Here is a 20,250-nt window from a genome sequence, read left to right as displayed (position 1 = left end):
AAGGGAGTTTCAGCGGCTCGGGTCGGGCCAGGCCCACCGCGCGACGACGGGGATGTCCTCGCCGTGCTCGCGGGTCCAGGCGCGGGCATTCCAGCGCGCGTCCACCATTTCCTGCCGCAGCCCCGCCGCCTTCTCGCGCAGCCCCGGCACCCGGTCGATGACGTCCATCACCAGATGGAAGCGATCCATGTCGTTGAGCATCACCATGTCGAAAGGTGTTGTGGTGGTGCCCTTCTCCTTGTAGCCGCGAACGTGCATCTCGGCGTGGTTGGTGCGCTTGTAGGTGAGCCGGTGGATCAGCCACGGGTAGCCGTGGAAGGCGAAGATCACCGGGCGGTCCCGGGTGAACAGCGTGTCGAACTCCCGGTCCGGCAGGCCGTGCGGATGCTCCCGCTCGGGCAGCAGCCGCATCAGGTCGACGACATTGACCACCCGAATACGCAAGTCCCGCATGCGATCCCGCAGAATCGCGGCGGCCGCGAGCGTCTCCAGCGTCGGCACGTCACCCGCGCAGGCGAGCACCACGTCCGGCGTGGAGCCGAGGGCGTCGTTGTGGCCCGCCCAATCCCAGATTCCCGCGCCGCGGGCACAGTGCACGGCGGCGTCGGCGACCGAAAGCCAGTCCGCCTGCGGCTGTTTCCCGGCCACCACCACGTTGACGTAGTGCTTGGACCGCAGGCAGTGGTCGTACACCGACAGCAGCGTGTTCGCGTCCGGCGGCAGGTAGACCCGCACGATCTCGGGCTTCTTGTTCAGCACCACATCCAGGAACCCGGGATCCTGATGGGTGAACCCGTTGTGGTCCTGCCGCCAGACATGCGAGGAGAGCAGGTAGTTCAGGCTCGCGATGGGCCGCCGCCACGGCACCTGCGCGCTGGCGTCCAGCCATTTGGCGTGCTGATTGAACATGGCGTCGATGATGTGGATGAACGCCTCGTAGCAGGTGAACACCCCGTGCCGGCCGGTGAGCAGATACCCCTCCAGCAGGCCCTGGCACATGTGCTCGGAGAGCACCTCGATCACCCGGCCGGTGCGATCCAATTTCGTGTCGTACTCGCCGATTTCGGCCTGCCAGTCCCGCCCGGTGACCTCCAGGATGTCCTGGAGGCGATTGCTGGCCAGCTCGTCCGGGGCGAAGGTCAGGAAGTTGTCCGGGTTGGCGGCGGTGACGTCGCGCAGCCAGGCACCGAGCACCCGGGTCGCCTCGTGCTGGCCGCTGCCGGGTGCGTCGACCGGCACGCCGTAGTCGCGCCAGTCGGGCAGGCGCAGATCGCGGACCAGCATGCCGCCGTTGGCCACCGGGCTCGCGCTCATCCGCCGCTCGCCGGCGGGCACCAGGTCGGTCAGCTCCGAGACCGGCCGGCCGGCCTCGTCGAACAGCTCCTCCGGCCGATAGGAGCGCAGCCACTGCTCCAGCACCACGCGGTGACCGTCGTCGGAGCGGGCGGCGGGCAGCGGCACCTGATGGGCGCGATAGGTCCCTTCGACCTGCTCGCCGTCCACCCGCGGCGGACAGGTCCAGCCCTTCGGGGTGCGCAGCACGATCATCGGCCAGATCGGCCGTTCGTGGTCGGCGCCGCCGCGCGCGGCCCGCTGGATCTGGGCGATGCGTTCCAGGCAGGTGTCCACCGCGGTCGCCATGTCCTGGTGCACCGCGGCCGGATCCTGACCCGAGACCACCAGCGGCTCGTAGCCGTAGCCGCGCAGCAGCGAGATCAGCTCCGACTCCGGTATCCGCGCCAGGATGGTCGGATTGGCGATCTTGTATTCGTTCAGCGCGAGAATCGGCAGCACCGCGCCGTCGCGCCCGGGATTGAGGAACTTGTTGGCGTGCCAGCTGGTGGCCAGCGGCCCGGTTTCGGCCTCGCCGTCGCCGACGACGCAGAACACGGTGAGATCCGGGTGGTCCAGCGCGGCGCCGAAGGCGTGCAGCAGCGAGTACCCGAGCTCACCGCCCTCGTGGAACGAGCCCGGCGTCTCCGGCGCGCAGTGACTCGGCACGCCGCCGGGGAAGGAGAACTGCGCGAACAGCGCGCCCATCCCGGCCCCGTCGCGCGGGATGTGGCTGTACAGCTCGGAGTAGGTGCCCTCCAGCCAGGCGCAGGCGTTCGGCCCCGGCCCGCCGTGCCCGGGACCCGCGACGAACGCCGCGTTCAGGCCGCGCCGGCGGATCGCGCGATTGGCGTGCACCCACACCAGATTCAGCCCGGGCACGGTGCCGAAATGCCCGAGCAGCCGCGGCTTGATGTGCTCGGCCGCCAGCGGCTCGCGCAGCAGCGGATTGCTCATCAGATAGATCTGGCCGACCGCCAGATAGTTCGCCGCGCGCCACCAGGCGTCGATCGAGGTGAGCTCGTCCCGATCCAGCGGGCCCGGCGCGTCGCCGAGCCGATAGGGCGTGGGCGCCACGGTGTCGCCGCCGCTGCCGCCCACATTGTCGGCCGAGGTGTCATCCTCGGTGCCGCTCGCCTGGGTCATTCCCGGACTCCTCACGCTCGGTGTGTCCATCCGTCTTGCGTGCCGTACCCATTCTGCGTGAGGCACGGCCGGACCGAGGCCGGATAGGCGCGCGGCGGGCCGGTGCAATAGTGTCCGCCGCATGCGAACACTCGGCAGGATCATCGGAATCGGCACCGTTGCCATGGCCGCGCTCACGCTGACCGCCTGCGGCGGCGACGACGACAAGGCGGCCGCCGCACCGACCCGCGTCTGCACCGCCGACGACATCGGGGTCACCGGCGGTTTCGGCGAGAACCCGAAGATCACCATCCCGGACGACTGCAAGCCGCCCACGGAGCTGATCAGCAAGGATCTGGTCGCGGGCAGCGGCCCGGGCGCCACCGCGGGCCAGGCGCTCTCGATGAACTACTCCCTGGTCACCTGGTCGGACAAGAAGAAGCTGGACAGCTCCTTCGATCGCGGCAAGCCGTTCCCGCTCACCCTCGGCGCGGGCCAGGTCATCCAGGGCTGGGATCAGGGCCTGGTCGGCATCGAGCAGGGCGCGCGCCGACTGCTGATCGTGCCGCCGACCCTGGGCTACGGCGCCGGCGGCAACGGCGTCAAGCCGAACGAGACGCTGGTGTTCGTCACCGACGCGGTGAAGATCGGCCAGTAAACCTGTCGTAGCACCCCCCGCCGGGGGCGGAAATACGCCCTCGGCGGCGTTCAACTAACCTGGTCGGGATGCGTACACCGCCTCGTCGTCCAGACGGGCGGGTCCCCTCCACTCATCGGGGCGGGCTTCGTCGTGCGCACCCACAGTTTTTGCGCGACCAGAACGAACACCGAACCGAACAACGAACAAGGAGCATGTCCGTGAAGAGCACCGTCGAGCAGCTGAGCCCGACCCGGGTCCGGATCAATGTCGAGGTGCCCTTCGAGGAGCTGAAGCCCGACTTCGACAAGGCGTACAAGGCGCTGGCCCAGCAGGTCCGCATCCCCGGCTTCCGTCCCGGCAAGGCCCCGGCCAAGCTGATCGAGACCCGCGTCGGCCGCGGCGCCGTGCTGGAGCAGGTCGTCAACGACGTGCTGCCCGGCCGCTACAGCGAGGCCGTCACCGCCGCCGACATCAAGGTCATCGGCCAGCCGGAGATCGAGATCACCAAGATCGAAGACGGCCAGGAGCTCGCCTTCACCGCCGAGGTCGACGTGCGCCCGGAGATCACCCTCCCGGCCTACGACGACATCGAGGTCACCGTCGACGCGTTCACCATCGAGGACGCCGACATCGACGAGCAGCTGCAGTCGCTGCGCCAGCGCTTCGGCACCCTGAACCCGGTCGAGCGCGCGGTCCAGGACGGCGACTTCATCTCGATCGACCTGTCCGCCACGGTGGACGGCGAAGAGGTGGCCGACGCCTCCACCACCGGCCTCTCGCACGAGGTCGGCTCGGGTCAGCTCATCGAGGGCCTGGACGAGGCCGTCATCGGCCTGTCCGCCGGCGAGACCGGCGAGTTCACCTCCACGCTGGTGGCCGGTGAGCACGCGGGCAAGGAAGCCGCCATCAAGGTCACCGTGCAGTCGGTCAAGGAGCGCGAGCTGCCCGAGGCCGACGACGAGTTCGCCCAGCTGGCTTCGGAATTCGACACCCTCGAAGAGCTCAAGGACGATCTGAAGAGCCGCGTCCGGCGCAACAAGCAGGTCACCCAGGCCGGCGAGATCCGCGACAAGGTGCTCGAGACCCTGCTCGACAAGGTCGAGGTCCCGCTGCCCGAGGCCGTGGTCAAGGCCGAGATCGAGGCCGTCGAGCACGACGCCGTGCACAGCTTCGACCACGACGAGGCCAAGCTGGGCGAGGCGCTCGAGGCGCAGGGCTCCAGCCTGGAAGAGTTCAAGAAGGACACCAAGGAATCGGCCGAGAAGTCGGTGAAGACCCAGCTGCTGCTGGACGCCATCGCCGAGGCCGAGGGCACCCAGGTCGGCCAGGAGGAGCTCACCGAGCGCATCCTGTTCCAGTCCCAGCGCTACGGCCTGTCGCCGGAGCAGTTCATCCAGCAGGTGCAGCAGGCGGGCCAGCTCGGCGCGATCTTCGCCGACGTGCGCCGCGGCAAGGCGCTCGCCGGTGTGGTCGGCTCGGTGAAGGTGACCGACTCCAACGGCGATGTCGTCGACACCGCCGAGATGTTCGGCAATCCGGCCGATGAGGTCGCCGACGAGGTCGAAGCCGAAGCCGCCGAATAATTTCAGAAAAGCCCAGGGCAGCAACGCCTTGATTGCGCTCTGAGCGAAGAAGGGGCGGTACCGGGAGTTCGGTGCCGCCCCGCTTCGTTAGTGTTTGTGACAGCAGACGCTGTGTAGGTTTTCTCCAGACAAGCAAGCCGGTGAGAAGAGAAGGCAGGTATCCGTGACAAACAACCAGGCAGGGGTCGTCATGACAGCAGCGACTGCTGGACTCAACCTCAGTGATTCGGTGTACGAGCGCCTGCTGCGTGAGCGCATCATCTTCCTGGGGACGCAGGTCGACGACGATATCGCCAACAAGCTGTGCGCTCAGATCCTGCTGCTCGCGGCCGAGGACTCCAACAAAGACATCTTGCTCTACATCAACTCGCCGGGTGGTTCGGTCACCGCGGGTATGGCCATCTACGACACCATGCAGTTCGTCGAGTGCGATATCGCCACCTTCGGCATGGGCCTGGCGGCCTCGATGGGGCAGTTCCTGCTCACCGCGGGCACCAAGGGCAAGCGCTACGCGCTGCCGCACGCGCGCATCATGATGCACCAGCCCTCCGCCGGTATCGGTGGCTCGGCCGCCGACATCGCCATCATGGCCGAGCAGTTCGCGCACACCAAGCGTGAGCTGAACGAGTTGCAGGCGCACCACACGGGCAAGTCCGTCGAGCAGGTCACCATCGACGCCGATCGCGATCGCTGGTTCACGGCGAAGCAGGCCCTCGAGTACGGCTTCATCGATCACGTGATCGGCCACGCGAACCAGGCCAACGGCGCGGGTAACTGAGCCGCAGCGAAAACCGCTCACCCACAGAGACTTTGGAGACGAGATGGCCCTGATCGACCCGCGCGCCGGACTGTCCGGCATCGCACCGGCGAGCCCACAGGCGCGCTATATCCTGCCTTCGTTCATCGAGCACTCGAGCTTCGGGATGAAGGAGTCCAACCCGTACAACAAGCTGTTCGAGGAGCGCATCATCTTCCTCGGCGTGCAGGTGGACGACGCCTCGGCCAACGACATCATGGCGCAGCTGCTGGTGCTGGAGTCGCTGGATCCCGACCGTGACATCACCATGTACATCAACTCGCCGGGTGGCTCGTTCACCTCGCTGATGGCGATCTACGACACCATGCAGTACGTGCGCGCCGACGTCGCGACCGTCTGCCTGGGCCAGGCCGCCTCGGCCGCCGCGGTGCTGCTGGCCGCCGGCACCCCCGGCAAGCGTGCCTGCCTGCCCAACGCCCGCGTGCTCATCCACCAGCCGTCGCTGGAGGGTGGCATCCAGGGTCAGGTGTCGGACCTGGAGATCCAGGCGGCCGAGATCGAGCGCATGCGGCGCCTGATGGAGACCACGCTCGCCTACCACACCGGCAAGGACGCGGACACCATCCGCAAGGACACCGACCGCGACAAGATCCTCACCGCGGCCGATGCCAAGGAATACGGCATCGTGGACACGGTGTTCGACTACCGCAAGCTGAGCGCGCAGAAGTAATCGCTCGGAAGTTGCTGTTTGTCAGGTGAATTCGGCCGGGCGGTGGGCCTAACGGCAAACTGCCCGGCCTGTTTTCTACGGTGGATCCGCGCGCGGCGACGCGCGGATCGGCGATTCCGGGCCTACGGTGGGGTGAATCCGCCCTCGTAGCGCGGAACGTGTTACAAAGCAGTGAGAACTCGCACATCCCGGGGCGAGAAACATGCTCGAGTTGTCGACCTCCGTCACACTCACCGGGTACGGTCGAGCTAGGGACCTTTGCTCCCGGTTGACGGCTCCGCCCGACCCGCGCGAAATGCTCGAAGTGTTCGTGATTACACGCGAGTACGGCGGATAGCTGGCAACCTGGACAGACGGTTGCACGCGGACAAGGAAGTAGGGACCCACGAGATGGCGCGCATCGGAGATGGCGGCGATCTGCTCAAGTGCTCGTTCTGCGGAAAGAGCCAGAAGCAGGTCAAGAAGCTCATTGCGGGACCAGGGGTGTACATCTGCGACGAGTGCATCGACCTCTGCAACGAGATCATCGAGGAGGAGCTGGCCGAGTCCAGCGAGGTCAAGCTCGATGAGCTGCCCAAGCCGGCGGAAATCCGGGACTTCCTGGAGAACTACGTCATCGGGCAGGACACCGCCAAGCGCACCTTGGCCGTGGCCGTCTACAACCACTACAAGCGGATCCAGGCCGGCGACAAGAGCCGCGACAGCCGCGGCGAGGTGGTCGAGCTGGCGAAGTCCAACATCCTGATGCTGGGCCCGACCGGCTGCGGCAAGACCTACCTGGCGCAGACGCTGGCCAAGATGCTGAACGTGCCGTTCGCCATCGCCGACGCCACCGCGCTCACCGAGGCCGGCTACGTGGGCGAGGATGTCGAGAACATCCTGCTCAAGCTGATCCAGGCCGCCGACTACGACGTCAAGCGCGCCGAGACGGGCATCATCTACATCGACGAGGTCGACAAGATCGCCCGCAAGAGCGAGAACCCGTCCATCACCCGTGACGTCTCCGGTGAGGGCGTGCAGCAGGCGCTGCTGAAGATCCTGGAGGGCACGCAGGCCTCGGTGCCGCCCCAGGGCGGACGCAAGCACCCGCACCAGGAGTTCATCCAGATCGACACCACCAACGTGCTGTTCATCGTGGCGGGCGCGTTCGCGGGCCTGGAGAAGATCGTCTCCGAGCGCACCGGTCATCGCGGCATCGGCTTCGGTTCCGAGGTGCGCTCCAAGGCCGAGGTCGACACCATGGACCACTTCGCCGAGGTGATGCCGGAAGATCTGATCAAGTTCGGCTTGATCCCCGAGTTCATCGGCCGCCTCCCGGTCGTCGCCTCGGTGACCAATCTGGACAAGGAATCCCTGGTCAAGATCCTCTCCGAGCCGAAGAACGCGCTCGTGAAGCAGTACATCCGGCTGTTCGAAATGGACGGCGTCGACCTGGAATTCACCCAGGACGCGCTGGAGGCGATCGCCGATCAGGCCATCCTGCGCGGCACCGGCGCGCGCGGCCTGCGCGCCATCATGGAGGAAGTCCTGCTGCCGGTGATGTACGACATCCCCAGCCGCGACGACGTCGCCAAGGTGGTCGTGAACGCCGATACCGTCACCGAGAACGTGCTGCCCACCATCGTGCCCCGCAAGGCGCAGCGCACCGAGCGCCGCGAGAAGTCGGCGTAGTAGCCCCAGCAGTACCGAAGCCCGGTGTCCCGTCCGCGACACCGGGCTTTCTGCTGCCCGGGGAATATGGGACGAATTCGCCATCCGAGGTGTACAGACCTGTCTGTTGGGGTACACCTGAGTAAGGGTTGAGCAACCAGCCTAGTTACGAGCCCCATTTGCTCGTGGTGAAAAATTCTCGCCGGTAGCGGTTTCGCGGCTGCCGTGCGCGACAGGACCGGGGTTCCCATGTCCGTCATTGCCACCCACGTCACAGCCACGTCGACAAAACGGCGCCTGGCTACACCGAAGCCGCCACATCCCGCGGATCGGCTCAGTATCTCCCTCACCCAGCCCGCCGCCACTGTCACCCTCTGCGCCGTCGCGGGCGAGATCGACCAGTTCACCGCCGACATTCTGCGCCGCGAGCTCATCGGCTGCCTGAATACCGCGGCGCCCACCGTGGTCGTCGATCTCTCGATGGTGAGCTTCTTCGGCGTCTGCGGCCTGCGGGTCCTGCTGGAGGCCCGGGACTGGACCGGGCACACCGGGCGCACGCTGCGCCTGGTGACCGGGCCGCACTGCGTGGATCGGCTGCTCGAGGTCGCCGCCGGCACAGCCGCTTTCGAGATCGCCCCGAATGTGGCAGCGGCCGTGCTGGACGTCGCCTAGCCGCCCGGCGGCGGGTGGGTCCGGCCTCCAGAACCGGGGCCGGGACACACCGCTACCGCACTCTCGGAGCGCCCTCGACTTCTTCAGTCGGGGGCGCTGCTCATGTCTTCCTGGCTCCAGTAGGCGCGCATGCGGGTGATCTTGCCGGCGTCGTCGAACTCCATCACATCGATGGGGGAGAGGGTGAAGCGCTGATCGCCGAACTTGGTGACGAGGGTGAACAGGAAGGCGGCGTGGTTGCCGGCGATCCGCACCGTCTCGGGGCGCAGTTCGGTCTCCCGGTCGAGGTTGGCGATCACCTCGTAGAACTCCCGGATGGCCTCGTGGCCCACCCGGGGCTCGGTGCCGATGGGGTCCTCCACCGTGGCGTCTGGCGCGTAGAGCTGGACGATGTCCTCGGTCGGACCGGAACCGACCAGCTTGACGTACTGCTCGACGACATCGCGGATCTGCTGTGTCATGGAAACCCCTTGCGAATTGAAACGTGTTCCAGTTCGGAGGGTAGCGCACCAGGTGGGTCGCCCGGGCGATTAGCCATCGCCGACGACCCGGAATCCCGGCTGTGACAGGTGCTGGTCGCTGCTGCGGACCGGTGACGACGCGGGGTCGCGCCCGGGATGGGGAGCCTCGTTGCTCCCCCTGGTTCGCCGTTGAACCTTTGTCCTGTGCAGGTCTCTCTGCTAATTGTGTCGGCCGGTGCGGGCCCGCTGTTACGGCAGACGGTGGGCCGTAATGGGTCGCTCCCCGGCGGGGCTTATTCGGGTGCGTTCGCCTTTCCGTAGGCGCTGTCGCCAAATCCGTTCCGGTGCCCCGAAACTGCGCGGCCCGACGGCCGGTCTGCTGGAAAGCATTGCGGAACAAGCACTTTCGGGACCAGGCCCGTCCGCTCGCCGGGCGGCAATCCGGCACTGGTATTTTCCTCCGGACCGCCGGGCGCCTGGTAGTCGCTGTCGAAGGTGGCGAACCGGGTAAGTGAAAGCTGCATATTCCGTATTCCTTTCGTCCGTTTCGCCCGTTATCTGCGGGCGGTACACCAGGTCTGACGCGGCGACACCAGAAAACTCATCGCCATCACTACGCGGTGTGTCGGCACCGAACCGCCAGGTACGTGCTGTTTACTCGGTCCGGTCAAGCAGATGTTCGATCCAGATGTTCGAGTGACGAGTGAAAGCGGAGGAGTTATGGCACTGCCCACGATGACCGCCGAGCAGCGCACCGAGGCGTTGGCCAAAGCGGCCGCGGTGCGCAAGGCGCGCTCCGAACTGATCGGCAAGGTGAAGGCCGGCAAGGTCTCGGTCGCGGAACTGCTGAAGAAGGCGGAGACCGATGACCTGGTGAAGAAGACGAAGGTCGCCGCCGTGATCAAGGCGCTGCCCGGAGTTGGACCGGTCAAGGCCGCGAAGCTGATGGACCAGGCCGAGATCCCCGAGGATCGCCGCATCGGTGGGCTCGGCGCCCGCCAGCGGGCTGCCCTGCTGGACGCGCTCGAGGCCTGAGCCCCACCGGGTTTCGCCTGCGTCGTAGTCTGCTGGGCATGGAACGAACGCTCACGTCCGTTGCTTGGTTGTGTGTCGAGGATGGCAGGCTGCTCGCGGTTCGCACTCAGGGCCGCGACGCCTTCTATCTACCCGGCGGCAAGCCGGAGCCAGGGGAAACCCTGGCGCGAGCGCTCGTCCGTGAAGTTCGCGAGGAAGTCGGCGTGCGGCTCAGTGAGCACGCCCTCACGCCCGAGGTGACCATTACGGCTCCGGCCCACGGTCGCCCCGGCACCCTCGTCGAGATGCACTGTTTTCGCGCACCGGGACAAGGTAGGCCCGCCCCGGCCGCGGAGATCGCCGAAATGGCTTGGCTCGGACCGGAAGACGGCCACCTGTGCGCCCCGGCCGTGGTGCTCGCGTTGCACCACCTCACCTCGATCGGTGGGTGGGACCGGCCGGCCTGACCCGCAGACCTGAATACGCCCCGCAGCCGAAGGCTGTGGGGCGTAAACAGTTTCAGCGGGAGCCCCGCCGGCGGGGAAAGCGGAATTCGATCGGTTCCGGATCGGGCACCTGCGCGCCGCGCGGCGGCACCAGCAGGCACGCCAGCCCGAGCCCGAACAGCGCGAGCACGGCGAGCAGGCTCAACGTGTAACTGACCGAACCGAGTTCGGCCGGTTTGTGCGAGACGTGATAGATCGTGTGCGGCACCGAAAGCACCAGCCAGCCGATACCGGCGGCCTGCGCCAGCGCGGCGCCGCCGCGCCACAGGGCGAACGCCGAGATCGCGCCCAGTGCCAGGAAGAAGCCGCCGACATCGCCGACCAGATGGTGGTTGTACGGACCGTCCACGGAGACCCAGTGCATGCCGAAGCCGGGGAAGCTGTTGTACCAGGACTGCGGCGCCAGCACGGCCCACAGGCCGATCGTCAGCCCCGTGAACGCCAGGATTCCCAACATGATTCGCACGGCCAGCCAGCGCCGCCGATGCTGTTCGAAATGCATCCGGACGCGGACGCCGCCGGAATCGCCTTCCAACCTGAACCGCATCGGTCGCCCCATTTCTGCCGAAGGAGATCGGTGCTGTCACCGTAAACCGGCGACACACCTACCGGCAAGCAGCCGCTATCGGGTGATGCGGTGGGCGCCGGTGTAGATGTTCATCGTCTCGCCGCGCAGGAAGCCGACCAGGCTGAGATTCGAATCGGCCGCGAGATCGACCGCGAGCGAACTCGGGGCGGACACGGCGCCGAGCAGCGGGATACCGGCCTGCACCGCCTTCTGCGCGAGCTCGAACGAGGCGCGGCCGCTGACGATGAGGACCAGATCGTGCGCGGGCACACGGTTCTCGCGCAGCGCCCAGCCGAGAACCTTGTCGACGGCGTTGTGCCTGCCGATGTCCTCGCGCACGGCCAGCACGGCGCCGTCGGCGGTGAACAGCCCGGCGGCATGCAGGCCGCCGGTCGCGTCGAACACCGCCTGCTCGGCCCGCAGCGTGCCCGGCATGGCGGCCAGGGCGGCGGCCTCGACGGTGAGCCCCGCGGCGGGAATGGGGTAGCGGGTGCGGGCACGGACCTCGTCCAAAGCGGTCTTGCCGCAGAGGCCGCAGGCGCCGGTGGTCAGGAACGCGCGGGGCCGCACCGGCGCGGCAGTGCGGAGCTGGACGTCGAGCACGTTGTAGGTGTTCTGGCCGTTCTCGTCGGTGCCCGCGCAGTAGCGCGCGCTGACGATATCCTCGGCGGTGGCGATGATGTTCTCGCTCAACAGGAATCCGTGCACCAGATCGATATCGCTGCCCGGGGTGCGCATGGTGACCGTCAAAGACTGGCCGTCGAGCCGGATTTCGAGTGGCTCCTCGACCGCGAGCGTGTCAGGGCGTCTGATCTCACCGGCCTGGGTGATGCGAACGGTAGGGCGGCGGGCAGTAACCCGGCTCACGACTGCGCACCGACATGCACATGCGGTTCCAGGCGAATCGTCACAGCCTTCGAGACCGGCGTATTCGACCGGGCCGCAACGTGATCGAGCGGGATCAGCGGGTTGGTCTCGGGGTAGTAGGCGGCGGCGTTGCCGCGCGGGGTCGGGTAGGCGACGAGGCGGAAGCCGGTGACGCGGCGTTCGGAGCCGTCGGTCCACTCCGACACCACGTCCACCAGATCGCCGTCCGCGAAACCGAATTCGGCGATGTCCGCACCGTGCGCGAGGACCACGCGGCGGCCGCCGTGCACGCCGCGGTAGCGGTCGTCCAAGCCGTAGATGGTGGTGTTGTACTGGTCGTGGCTGCGCAGTGTCTGCAGGATCAGCCGCCCCGGCGGCACCGGGAGCCAGTACAGGTCGTTCACCGCGAAGTTGGCTTTGCCGGTGGCGGTGCGGAATTCGCGCGCGTCGCGCGGCGGGTGCGGCAGGACGAAGCCGTTGCGTTCGCGCACCCGCTTGTTGTAATCGGCGCAGCCGGGGATCACCCGGGCGATGGCGTCGCGGATCTTGTCGTAGTCGCGGCGGTACCGGTCCCAGGGCACCGGATGGTCCGGGCCGAACAGCGTGACGGCCAGTTCACAGACGATGCCGACCTCGCTGCGTAAGTGCTCGCTCACCGGGTGTAATCGCCCGGTGGACAGATGCACCATCGACATCGAATCCTCCACCGACACCTGCTGTTTCACACCGTCGCGGACATCGGCGTCGGTGCGGCCCAGGGTGGGCAGGATGAGCGCGGTGCGGCCGTGCACCACGTGGCTGCGATTGAGTTTGGTCGACACCTGCACGGTCAGGCCGCAGCCGCGCAGCGCGGCCTCGGTCACCTCGGTGTCGGGAGTGGCGGAGACGAAATTGCCGCCCATGCCGAAGAACACCTTCGCCCGCCCCTCGCGCATGGCGCGGATCGCGTTGACGGTGTCCAAGCCGTGCGCGCGCGGGCTGGTGATGCCGAATTCGCGGTCCAGCGCGTCGAGGAAGGCGGCGGGCATCTTCTCCCAGATGCCCATGGTGCGGTCGCCCTGCACGTTCGAGTGCCCGCGCACCGGGCAGACGCCCGCGCCCGGCTTGCCGATCATGCCGCGCAGCAGCAGCAGATTCGTGGCCTCCTCGATGGTGGCGACGCCGTGCACCTGCTGGGTCAAGCCCATCGCCCAGCAGATGATGACGCGCTGCGACCGGGCGAACAGCGCGGCGGTGCGGTCCAGATCGGCGCGGGTGAGCCCGGTCGCCTCCAGCACGGTGCCGAGATCGACCGCGCGCGTGTGGTTTTCGTAGGCGTCGAACCCCGCGCAGTGCGCGTCGACGAACGCGCGATCCACCACGGTGCCCGGTGCGCGGTCCTCGGCCTCGAACAGCAGCCGCCCCAGACCCTGGAACAGCGCCAGATCGCCGCCGAGGCGGATCTGCAGGAAATCGTCGGCGATGGCGACGCCGCCGGTCACGCCCCGCACCGTCTGCGGATCCCGGAAGCCGAGCAGGCCGGTCTCGGGCAGCGGGTTCACCGCGATCACCTTGGCGCCGTTGGCTTTCGCGCCCGCCAGGGCGCTGAGCATGCGCGGATGATTGGTACCCGGGTTCTGGCCCGCCACGATGATCAGGTCGGCCTGGCCGAAGTCGTCGATCGACACCGAACCCTTGCCGATGCCGATGGAACTGTTCAGCGCCGTCCCGGAGGACTCGTGGCACATGTTCGAACAGTCCGGCAGATTGTTGGTGCCGAAACTGCGGACCAGCAGCTGGTAGAGGAACGCCGTCTCGTTGGCGGTGCGCCCGGAGGTGTAGAACACCGCCTCGTCGGGAGAAGCCAAGGCGCGCAACTCATCCGCGATCAACCGGTAGGCGTCGTCCCAGTCGACGGGCGCGTAGTGCGTGGCGCCCGGCCGCAGCACCATGGGGTGGGTGAGCCGGCCCTGCTGTCCCAGCCAGTATCCGGATTTGCTCTCCAGCTCGTCCACCGAATGGGTGGCGAAGAACTCCGGGGTGACGGTGCGCAGCGTCGCTTCCTCCGCGACGGCCTTCGCGCCGTTCTCACAGAATTCGGCGGGGCGGCGATGCCCGGTGGGCTCGGGCCACGCGCACCCGGGGCAGTCGAAGCCGTGCACCTGGTTGACCCGCGCCAGCGTGCGCGCGGTGCGGACGACACCCATCTCGTCCACCGACCGCTTCAGCGAGACGGCGACCGCGGTGAGTCCGGCAGCCCGCTGCTTCGGCGGGGTCACGCTCAGGGCCGACTCGTCGATGTCCTGTCTGGGACCGCTGCGGTGCATGCTCGATATTGTCCTCTCTCCTCGCCCGCAACCGGCGGCAACCCCCGATCAGCGGCGCTTCTGCAAGATCTTCGGCACCGCCGAACGGCGCTCACCGGGGCGGTAGGTGACCACGCGTTCGCCGATGCGGATGCTCCAGCCCGGGGGCAGTTCGGTGGCCGCGGCGCCGATGCGCGTCCACCCGTCCGCGCCCGGCGCGGCGATGAAGGTGCCCGCGGGCGTGCCGGCGTCCCGGACGAAGACCTTGCCGCGTTCCAGGGTCACGTAGACGTGCACCCGGGAGACGTGCCGGTCGCGCGGGATCTGCAGCGGGGCGGCGGCCGAGGTGCGCACCGAGTCGTCCGCACCGGGGCTGCGGCCGATCACATAGGGGCGGTCCAGCGGAAACACGGTGTCCGCGTAGACGAGCGCACCGGAACCGCGCGAGTCCGGCGCGGTGGCGGGCGGTTGCGGCGCGGCCGGCATCGAGTCCTTCCGCAGCACCACCGGGTCCGAGTCGGGCAGTTGGGACCAGGCCTTCGGCATGGCCTCGGTGGACGCCGGCTCGGCGCGCCCGCCCTCGGCCTTGGCGGTGGGGCCGTCGGCATCCGAGACACGGCGCGGCTGGACGGGTTTACCGCCGGTGGTGCGGACGGGGCCGGAGGTGTCGCCGCGGACGAGGCGATTCGGCCCGGAGGTTTCGGGACTGTGCGCTGCGGTGGCCGGGGACCGGCTCGAGCTGGAGGTTTCCGCACTCTGCGCGGCGGTTCCCGCGGCAGCGGTTTTCGGCGAGGTGTCCGACGCACGGTCGGAGCGGGCGGTCCGGTCGCGGCGCGAGCTCTCCGGCACGGTGGGTTCGTCCAGCGCGTCGAGGGCGTCGAAGCCCGCGGGCATGGTCTGGGCGGGCTCGGCGGTATCGGCGGCCTGCGGTTTGGTGGCGGGGCGCTGGGCCGGTCGTTTTCCGGCCCGGCGCAACCCGACGCGGAGTTCGAAGCCGCCGCCCGGGACGATCCCGTCGCGCAGATTCGAACGCGGGTGCACCGGCATGTCGATATTGCCGCTGACAGTGATGCGGCGCACCGGTTCCCGCACGATCTCGTCGACCCAGGTGAAGGCGCGGGCCCCGGATAGTCGCCGGGTCCCTTCGGCGCCTTGGATTTCGGCGATCAGCGAGCCGCGCAGCAGGATGACGGTGCCGTCGGAGGTCGGCGCCACCAGCCCGAACGGCGGCGGCTCCGATCCGCCGACGAAGATGACGGCGGCCAGCCGCTGCACTATCGCCGCGCCGGGATGGTCGCCCACCGCCACGGCCTCGATGGCGCCGAGAATCCGGTCGGTAGCGGCGGTTTCGCCGCCCAGATAGATGACGACCTCGCCGAAGCGTGCGATGAGACCTTCGCCCGGCGCGATCCCGACGGTCGACGGGTTCTTGACCACCCGCGCCTCCTTCCGAGCACCCGCGTGCGGCACGCTGACGCGCGGCCGCGGCACGAGCGGCGGATTCGGTGGTCGCACCCGCTCATACCGGCGTCCAGCATAGGTTGTCCCGGACGGCCCGATCCGGCTCGCGCGGAACCGGATCGCGACTGCCCGGCGGCGCGCGTCCACCCCGTGCAGTGCGGATTCACCGCCGCGGCACCGCACTCGCGCCGTCGACTTCGCCACTGCCTGCGGTGATGAGGATCATGCGCCCGGCGCGAACTCATCGACGTGATCGATCACCCACTCGGTGAACGGCCGCGCCGGTCGTCCGATGATCTGTTCGACCGCATCGGTAAGGGGGGTGGGCAGGCCGTCGCACCGCGCCCAGTAGTCGAGCAGCCCCGTCGCATAGGCGGGCGGGATGTACTCGGACACGGTGGCGCGCCAAGCCTCCGGGGTGACGTGCGCGCAGTCGACCGGCCGGCCGATGACCCCGGCGATCAGTGCCAGCTGTTCGCGGAAGGTGAGGGTTTGCGGGCCGGTCAGCGTGTGGCGGCGACCGCGGTGCGCCGGCCGGGTGAGCAGCGCGTGCGCGACGGCCGCGAGGTCGTGTTCGTGGATCGGATCGGTGTAGGCGTTCGGGAAGGGCAGCTCGACCGGATGCCCGGCGCGGATCGGGTGCGACCAGCTGCGGGCATTGCCCGCGAAGGCGCCGGGGCGCAGCACGGTGACCGTCATGGGGGCGTCGTCGAGACCGCGTTCGGCGTCGAGATGGGTCTTCGCGACCGGATTGGCGGCGGCGTCGGGATCCAGCGTGGACGACGAGGACAGCAGCACGATATGGCCGACACCGGCTTCGGCCGCGGCACCGACGAATTCGGTGAGGTGGGCGGCCTCGGCGTAGAGGAAGACGGCGTCGGCGCCGCCCAGGGCGCCGGCGAAGGTGCTCGGATCCCGCAGGTCGCAGGCGACGGCAGGCTGGTCGAGTGCTTCGGGGCGGGCGGAACCGACGCGGACGGTGTGGCCATCGGCGCGGAGGAGAACGGACAGGTGGGTGGCGACCGCGCCGCGGCCGCCGGTGATGAGAAACATGGGAAGCTCCTGAACGGGAGGTGAACGAACGTTGTTCGTTGAAATAAACCGTAGATCCGAACACTGTTCGTGTCAAACGGCGTTCGTCATGGGCGTATGCTCAACGCCATGAGTGCTCCCGTCAGCCGCCGCGCCCGCCCGGCGAAAGCGCCGCTCAGCCGCGAGGTCATCGTCGAAACCGGTCTGCGGATCCTGGACCGGGAGGGCCTATCCGCGCTCACCATGCGTCGCGTGGCCCAGGATCTCGACACCGGAGCGGCCTCGCTCTACGTCTACGTCGCCAACCGCGACGACCTGATGGCGGCCATGCTCGACCACGTGCTCGGGACCGTGCCGGACCCGCCGGGCGGCGGCTGGCGGGAGCGCCTGGACGCGCTGGTCGAGGCGGCGGTGGCGGTGATGAGCAAGCACGAGGGCCTGGCGCTGGTGGCGCTGGGCGCGATACCCACCAGCCCGAACGCCCTGGCCCTGATCGAACGCCTGCTGGCGGTGCTCGACGAGGGCGGACTGGACGCGCGCACCAAGGCCTGGGCCGTCGATCTGCTGTACCTGTACATCACCGCGCAGGCGGCCGAACAGAGCGCCTACAACGTCAAAGGCGGTGACGAGCAGGACACGGTCGCGGCCGCGCAGCGGACCTTCGACGAACTGCCCGCCGAGCGCTATCCGATGATCGTCGGCCTGGGCGCGGAGATGCTGGCCGGTGGGGACGCGCGCGAGGCGTGGGCGCTGCGGGTGTTGATCAACGGAATACTCGCTACGCCGGCCGGCTGAATCCGTGCCAGGATCGATGATGCGAAAGATCAGGCAGGCGAGCGAGTCCGACCTGCCGGTACTCCAAGATATCGAACGCGCCGCGGGAAAACCGTTCGCGGGCATCGGAATGCAGGCCGTCGCCGACGACGACCCGCCCACGCTGGCCACGCTGCGCGAGTTCCAGCGGGCCGGACGCGCCTGGGTCCTTCCCGACGACACCGATCACCCGATCGCGTACCTGGTGCTCGGCCTGGTCGACGGCAACGCCCACATCGACCAGGTCTCGGTGGATCCCGACCATGCGGGTCACCGCATCGGCAAGGGCCTGATCGATCACGCCGTCCGCTGGGCGAAAGATCAAGACCTGCAAGCGATCACCCTGACCACCTTCACCGAGGTGCCCTGGAACGGCCCGTACTACGAGCGCCTCGGCTTCCACTACCTGGCTCCGGGCGCCGAAACCCCCGGCCTGCGGGAACTCCGTGCCGCCGAATCCACCCACGGCCTGGACCGCTGGCCCCGCGCCTGCATGCGCGCCGACCTCGCCGACTGGACCTTCGACTGACGCCGATCAGGCGATCGTCGTGATGCAGGCCGAGGCCGCGGCGGGCAGGGCCGCGGCGCGGTCCGCGTCAACCAGGCCGATGCGGGTACGGCGGTCGAGTAGATCGTCCGGGGTGAGCGCGCCCTCGTGGCTGACGGCGAAGGCGAATTCGGCTGCCGTGACATCGATTCCGGGCGCGACCGGCTCGTGCGGCGCCGGAAGGTACGCGGCGGCCGCGAGGACCTCCGGCGCCTCGGAGCCGTAGCGCTCGACGAGGATCGGCGGCGCGGGGATGCGGTCCCGGGCGGCGCCGGATACCGCGCCCACCAAGGGAAGTCGCTTGGTGCGGCACGGAGCGGCGGCGAGCCCGCGCGCGCTGACCGCCGCGTCGACGGCGTCCTCGGCCATCTGGCGATAGGTGGTGAGCTTGCCGCCGACAACGGTGATGACACCGTTGGGGGAGTGCAGGACGGCGTGCTGCCGGGAGATGTCGGCGGTGCTGCCGTCGCCGGTCTTCAGCAGCGGGCGCAGGCCGGCGTACGAGCCGCGAATATCGCCGCGGGTCAGCGGTTCTCGCAGGGCGGTGTTGATGGTGTCGAGCAGGAAATCGATCTCGGTCTCGGTGGGCTTCGGCTCGTCGGGCACCGGGCCGGGCGCGTCCTCGTCGGTGAGACCGAGGTAGACGCGGCCGTGCGCGGCGGGGAACGCGAAGACGAAGCGGCTGGTGGAACCGGGGACCGGCACCGTCAGCGAGGCGGTGAGGCCGCCGAAGGCCGCGGCGTCGAAGACCAGGTGGGTGCCGCGGCTGGGGCGCAGTTCGATGCTCGGATCGACCTGGTCGGCCCAGACGCCGGTGGCGTTGAGCACCGCGCGCGGTCGCACGTGCTGGGTCTCGCCGGTCAGCGTGTCGCGCAGGGTCACCGAATCGCCTTGCACGTCGAGGGCTTCCACCCGGGTCAGCACGGTGGCGCCGTGCGCGGCGGCGGTGCGGGCCAGCGCGACCACCAGACGGGCGTCGTCGACGAGTTGGCCGTCCCAGGCCTGTAATCCGCCCCGCAGCCCGTCCCGGCGCACGGTCGGCGCCAGCCGCAGGGCCTCGGCGGCGGCGATCCGCCGGGAGCGGGGCAGCAGCGCGGGCGGCGTTCCGGCGGTGCGCCGCAACACGTCTCCGGCCACGAACCCCGCACGGATCAGGGCGCGCTGTGCGACCCCGACGCTCGGCAGCAGCGGCACCACCTGGGGCAGCGGCCGCACCAGGTGCGGGGCCGTGGTGCGGAGCAGGATGCCGCGTTCGACGGCACTCTCGTGCGCGATGCCGACCTGCCCGCTCGCCAGATAGCGCAGGCCGCCGTGCACCAGTTTCGAACTCCACCGGCTGGTCCCGAACGCCAGGTCGTGGCGCTCCACCAGCACCGTGCGCAGGCCGCGCGCGGCCGCGTCGAGTGCGGCGCCGGCGCCGGTGACACCGCCGCCGATCACCAGCAGATCGATGTCGCCGAGGTCTTGCAGCTCCCGTGCCCGCCGCACGGCGTTCAGCGCGGAGTCAGCCGAATTCGCAGTCATCACAGTGCCTTTCCAGTGCCGAATGGTTCGGGCGGTTACTCAGCTGTCGGCTTCGGGTCGCAGATAGCCGTCGATGGCGCGGGCCAGCTCGGTGTCGAGCGCCGCCCCGGCGAGCACCGGTTCGACGGTGCCCGCCGACTGCACCGCCGACTGGGAGATCAGCAGCAGCATGGTGGCGAGGTGCGCGGGCTCGCCGGAGCGGATGGACCCGTCGCGCTGACCGTCCCGGATCCCGGCGGCGAACAGCTCGATCAGGGTGCGCTGGTTGCGGCCCAGGCGCCCGAAGACGTAGGTGAGCATGAGGTCGGTGTCGGTACGGAAGATCTTGCCGAACAGCGGGTTCGCTCGGATCTGCGCGGCTCCGGCGACGATGCCCTCGACCAAGCGGGCGCGTCCGGTGCCCGAAGTGGGCATGGCCGAGGCGAGGATGGTGCGTAGTTCGCGCACCAGCAGCTCCGCGACCAGGGCGCCGGTGTCGGGCCAGCGGCGGTAGACGGTGGGCCGGCTGACGCCCGCGCGGCGCGCCACCTCGGTGAGGGTGGTGCGGCGGACGCCGAATTCCTCGACGCAGCCGCGGGCGGCATCGAAGATCGCGAGGTCGATGCGGGACTGCTCGGGTTCGGTGTCGTGCTCAGGCATGTGTCTCCTCGTTACTGCTTGACACTCTATGTCAAACTGTAACG

General features: G+C 68.9%; 20 protein-coding genes. 10 read left to right on the top strand and 10 right to left on the bottom strand.

Going from position 1 to position 20,250, the window contains the following annotated elements:
* Positions 1–9: 9 nt before the first annotated feature.
* A complete protein-coding gene (locus AB0H76_RS30690) occupies positions 10–2,478 on the bottom strand; it encodes a phosphoketolase family protein (protein WP_357330507.1) in 2,469 nt (822 codons plus the stop codon).
* A 121-nt stretch (positions 2,479–2,599) separates the two neighbouring features.
* Between AB0H76_RS30690 and AB0H76_RS30685 the strand changes: the two genes are divergently transcribed.
* From AB0H76_RS30685 to AB0H76_RS30660, 6 genes are all read left to right on the top strand, one after another.
* On the top strand, positions 2,600–3,115 hold the full coding sequence (locus AB0H76_RS30685) for an FKBP-type peptidyl-prolyl cis-trans isomerase (RefSeq protein ID WP_357330506.1): 516 nt from the start codon (positions 2,600–2,602) through the stop codon (positions 3,113–3,115).
* Positions 3,116–3,315: 200 nt separating this feature from the next.
* The gene (gene tig / locus AB0H76_RS30680; RefSeq protein ID WP_357330505.1) at positions 3,316–4,680 is read left to right on the top strand and encodes a trigger factor; all 1,365 of its coding nucleotides are present in this window, start codon (positions 3,316–3,318) and stop codon (positions 4,678–4,680) included.
* Between the two features lie 190 nt (positions 4,681–4,870).
* Positions 4,871–5,458, top strand: a complete 588-nt coding sequence (locus AB0H76_RS30675; protein ID WP_357330504.1) for an ATP-dependent Clp protease proteolytic subunit — start codon at positions 4,871–4,873, stop codon at positions 5,456–5,458.
* 43 nt (positions 5,459–5,501) lie between these two features.
* On the top strand, positions 5,502–6,167 hold the full coding sequence (locus AB0H76_RS30670) for an ATP-dependent Clp protease proteolytic subunit (protein WP_357330503.1): 666 nt from the start codon (positions 5,502–5,504) through the stop codon (positions 6,165–6,167).
* Positions 6,168–6,557: 390 nt separating this feature from the next.
* A complete protein-coding gene (gene clpX, locus AB0H76_RS30665; RefSeq protein ID WP_357330502.1) occupies positions 6,558–7,838 on the top strand; it encodes an ATP-dependent Clp protease ATP-binding subunit ClpX in 1,281 nt (426 codons plus the stop codon).
* Positions 7,839–8,066: 228 nt separating this feature from the next.
* Complete coding sequence (locus tag AB0H76_RS30660; protein ID WP_357330501.1) at positions 8,067–8,489, top strand: STAS domain-containing protein; 423 nt, start codon at positions 8,067–8,069, stop codon at positions 8,487–8,489.
* 83 nt (positions 8,490–8,572) lie between these two features.
* Here the strand turns inward: AB0H76_RS30660 and AB0H76_RS30655 are convergent, their stop codons facing one another.
* A complete protein-coding gene (locus tag AB0H76_RS30655; RefSeq protein WP_357330500.1) occupies positions 8,573–8,950 on the bottom strand; it encodes a nuclear transport factor 2 family protein in 378 nt (125 codons plus the stop codon).
* Between the two features lie 293 nt (positions 8,951–9,243).
* Entirely contained in the window at positions 9,244–9,474 is a 231-nt protein-coding gene (locus tag AB0H76_RS30650; protein ID WP_357330499.1) for a hypothetical protein, read from the bottom strand.
* 196 nt (positions 9,475–9,670) lie between these two features.
* Between AB0H76_RS30650 and mihF the strand changes: the two genes are divergently transcribed.
* Together mihF and AB0H76_RS30640 are read left to right on the top strand one after the other, a co-directional pair.
* The gene (gene mihF / locus AB0H76_RS30645; protein ID WP_194819046.1) at positions 9,671–9,985 is read left to right on the top strand and encodes an integration host factor, actinobacterial type; all 315 of its coding nucleotides are present in this window, start codon (positions 9,671–9,673) and stop codon (positions 9,983–9,985) included.
* Positions 9,986–10,023: 38 nt separating this feature from the next.
* Positions 10,024–10,431 (top strand): NUDIX domain-containing protein, encoded by a 408-nt coding sequence (locus tag AB0H76_RS30640; protein WP_357330498.1) that lies wholly within the window; start codon positions 10,024–10,026, stop codon positions 10,429–10,431.
* Positions 10,432–10,483: 52 nt separating this feature from the next.
* Here AB0H76_RS30640 and AB0H76_RS30635 read toward each other — a convergent pair whose 3' ends face one another.
* From AB0H76_RS30635 to AB0H76_RS30615, 5 genes are all read right to left on the bottom strand, one after another.
* Positions 10,484–11,017: a hypothetical protein gene (locus AB0H76_RS30635; protein ID WP_357330497.1), complete on the bottom strand. Its 534-nt coding sequence runs from the start codon at positions 11,015–11,017 to the stop codon at positions 10,484–10,486.
* Positions 11,018–11,092: 75 nt separating this feature from the next.
* Complete coding sequence (fdhD, locus tag AB0H76_RS30630; protein WP_357330496.1) at positions 11,093–11,905, bottom strand: formate dehydrogenase accessory sulfurtransferase FdhD; 813 nt, start codon at positions 11,903–11,905, stop codon at positions 11,093–11,095.
* On the bottom strand, positions 11,902–14,211 hold the full coding sequence (locus AB0H76_RS30625) for an FdhF/YdeP family oxidoreductase (protein ID WP_357330495.1): 2,310 nt from the start codon (positions 14,209–14,211) through the stop codon (positions 11,902–11,904). The genes fdhD and AB0H76_RS30625 overlap by 4 nt, the downstream gene beginning before the upstream one ends.
* A 48-nt stretch (positions 14,212–14,259) precedes the next feature.
* Positions 14,260–15,627 (bottom strand): FHA domain-containing protein, encoded by a 1,368-nt coding sequence (locus AB0H76_RS30620; protein WP_357330494.1) that lies wholly within the window; start codon positions 15,625–15,627, stop codon positions 14,260–14,262.
* A 246-nt stretch (positions 15,628–15,873) separates the two neighbouring features.
* Positions 15,874–16,704: an NAD(P)H-binding protein gene (locus tag AB0H76_RS30615; protein ID WP_357330493.1), complete on the bottom strand. Its 831-nt coding sequence runs from the start codon at positions 16,702–16,704 to the stop codon at positions 15,874–15,876.
* A 108-nt stretch (positions 16,705–16,812) separates the two neighbouring features.
* On the opposite strand from AB0H76_RS30615, the gene AB0H76_RS30610 reads away from it, so the two are divergent.
* Both AB0H76_RS30610 and AB0H76_RS30605 read left to right on the top strand, forming a co-directional pair.
* A complete protein-coding gene (locus AB0H76_RS30610; protein WP_357330492.1) occupies positions 16,813–17,478 on the top strand; it encodes a TetR/AcrR family transcriptional regulator C-terminal domain-containing protein in 666 nt (221 codons plus the stop codon).
* 19 nt (positions 17,479–17,497) lie between these two features.
* A complete protein-coding gene (locus AB0H76_RS30605; RefSeq protein ID WP_357330491.1) occupies positions 17,498–18,025 on the top strand; it encodes a GNAT family N-acetyltransferase in 528 nt (175 codons plus the stop codon).
* Between the two features lie 6 nt (positions 18,026–18,031).
* On the opposite strand, the gene AB0H76_RS30600 is transcribed toward AB0H76_RS30605, so the two are convergent.
* The gene (locus AB0H76_RS30600) at positions 18,032–19,567 is read right to left on the bottom strand and encodes a glycerol-3-phosphate dehydrogenase/oxidase (RefSeq protein ID WP_357330490.1); all 1,536 of its coding nucleotides are present in this window, start codon (positions 19,565–19,567) and stop codon (positions 18,032–18,034) included.
* A 39-nt stretch (positions 19,568–19,606) separates the two neighbouring features.
* Complete coding sequence (locus AB0H76_RS30595; protein ID WP_357330489.1) at positions 19,607–20,206, bottom strand: helix-turn-helix domain-containing protein; 600 nt, start codon at positions 20,204–20,206, stop codon at positions 19,607–19,609.
* Between the last annotated feature and the right edge of the window lie 44 nt (positions 20,207–20,250).

This window comes from Nocardia sp. NPDC050712, from assembly GCF_040654295.1.
Taxonomy (GTDB): domain Bacteria; phylum Actinomycetota; class Actinomycetes; order Mycobacteriales; family Mycobacteriaceae; genus Nocardia.
This window is presented reverse-complemented; position numbering and strand designations above follow the sequence as displayed.

Bases quoted from the DNA above. Each gene is read 5' to 3' on its own strand.
- AB0H76_RS30690 (WP_357330507.1), bottom strand. From the start codon at position 2,478: ATGACCCAGGCGAGCGGCACCGAGGATGACACCTCGGCCGACAATGTG.
- AB0H76_RS30685 (WP_357330506.1), top strand. From the start codon at position 2,600: ATGCGAACACTCGGCAGGATCATCGGAATCGGCACCGTTGCCATGGCC.
- AB0H76_RS30675 (WP_357330504.1), top strand. From the start codon at position 4,871: ATGACAGCAGCGACTGCTGGACTCAACCTCAGTGATTCGGTGTACGAG.
- AB0H76_RS30670 (WP_357330503.1), top strand. From the start codon at position 5,502: ATGGCCCTGATCGACCCGCGCGCCGGACTGTCCGGCATCGCACCGGCG.
- clpX (WP_357330502.1), top strand. From the start codon at position 6,558: ATGGCGCGCATCGGAGATGGCGGCGATCTGCTCAAGTGCTCGTTCTGC.
- AB0H76_RS30660 (WP_357330501.1), top strand. From the start codon at position 8,067: ATGTCCGTCATTGCCACCCACGTCACAGCCACGTCGACAAAACGGCGC.
- AB0H76_RS30655 (WP_357330500.1), bottom strand. From the start codon at position 8,950: ATGACACAGCAGATCCGCGATGTCGTCGAGCAGTACGTCAAGCTGGTC.
- AB0H76_RS30650 (WP_357330499.1), bottom strand. From the start codon at position 9,474: ATGCAGCTTTCACTTACCCGGTTCGCCACCTTCGACAGCGACTACCAG.
- mihF (WP_194819046.1), top strand. From the start codon at position 9,671: ATGGCACTGCCCACGATGACCGCCGAGCAGCGCACCGAGGCGTTGGCC.
- AB0H76_RS30640 (WP_357330498.1), top strand. From the start codon at position 10,024: ATGGAACGAACGCTCACGTCCGTTGCTTGGTTGTGTGTCGAGGATGGC.
- AB0H76_RS30635 (WP_357330497.1), bottom strand. From the start codon at position 11,017: ATGCGGTTCAGGTTGGAAGGCGATTCCGGCGGCGTCCGCGTCCGGATG.
- AB0H76_RS30625 (WP_357330495.1), bottom strand. From the start codon at position 14,211: ATGCACCGCAGCGGTCCCAGACAGGACATCGACGAGTCGGCCCTGAGC.
- AB0H76_RS30615 (WP_357330493.1), bottom strand. From the start codon at position 16,704: ATGTTTCTCATCACCGGCGGCCGCGGCGCGGTCGCCACCCACCTGTCC.
- AB0H76_RS30610 (WP_357330492.1), top strand. From the start codon at position 16,813: ATGAGTGCTCCCGTCAGCCGCCGCGCCCGCCCGGCGAAAGCGCCGCTC.
- AB0H76_RS30605 (WP_357330491.1), top strand. From the start codon at position 17,498: ATGCGAAAGATCAGGCAGGCGAGCGAGTCCGACCTGCCGGTACTCCAA.
- AB0H76_RS30600 (WP_357330490.1), bottom strand. From the start codon at position 19,567: ATGACTGCGAATTCGGCTGACTCCGCGCTGAACGCCGTGCGGCGGGCA.
- AB0H76_RS30595 (WP_357330489.1), bottom strand. From the start codon at position 20,206: ATGCCTGAGCACGACACCGAACCCGAGCAGTCCCGCATCGACCTCGCG.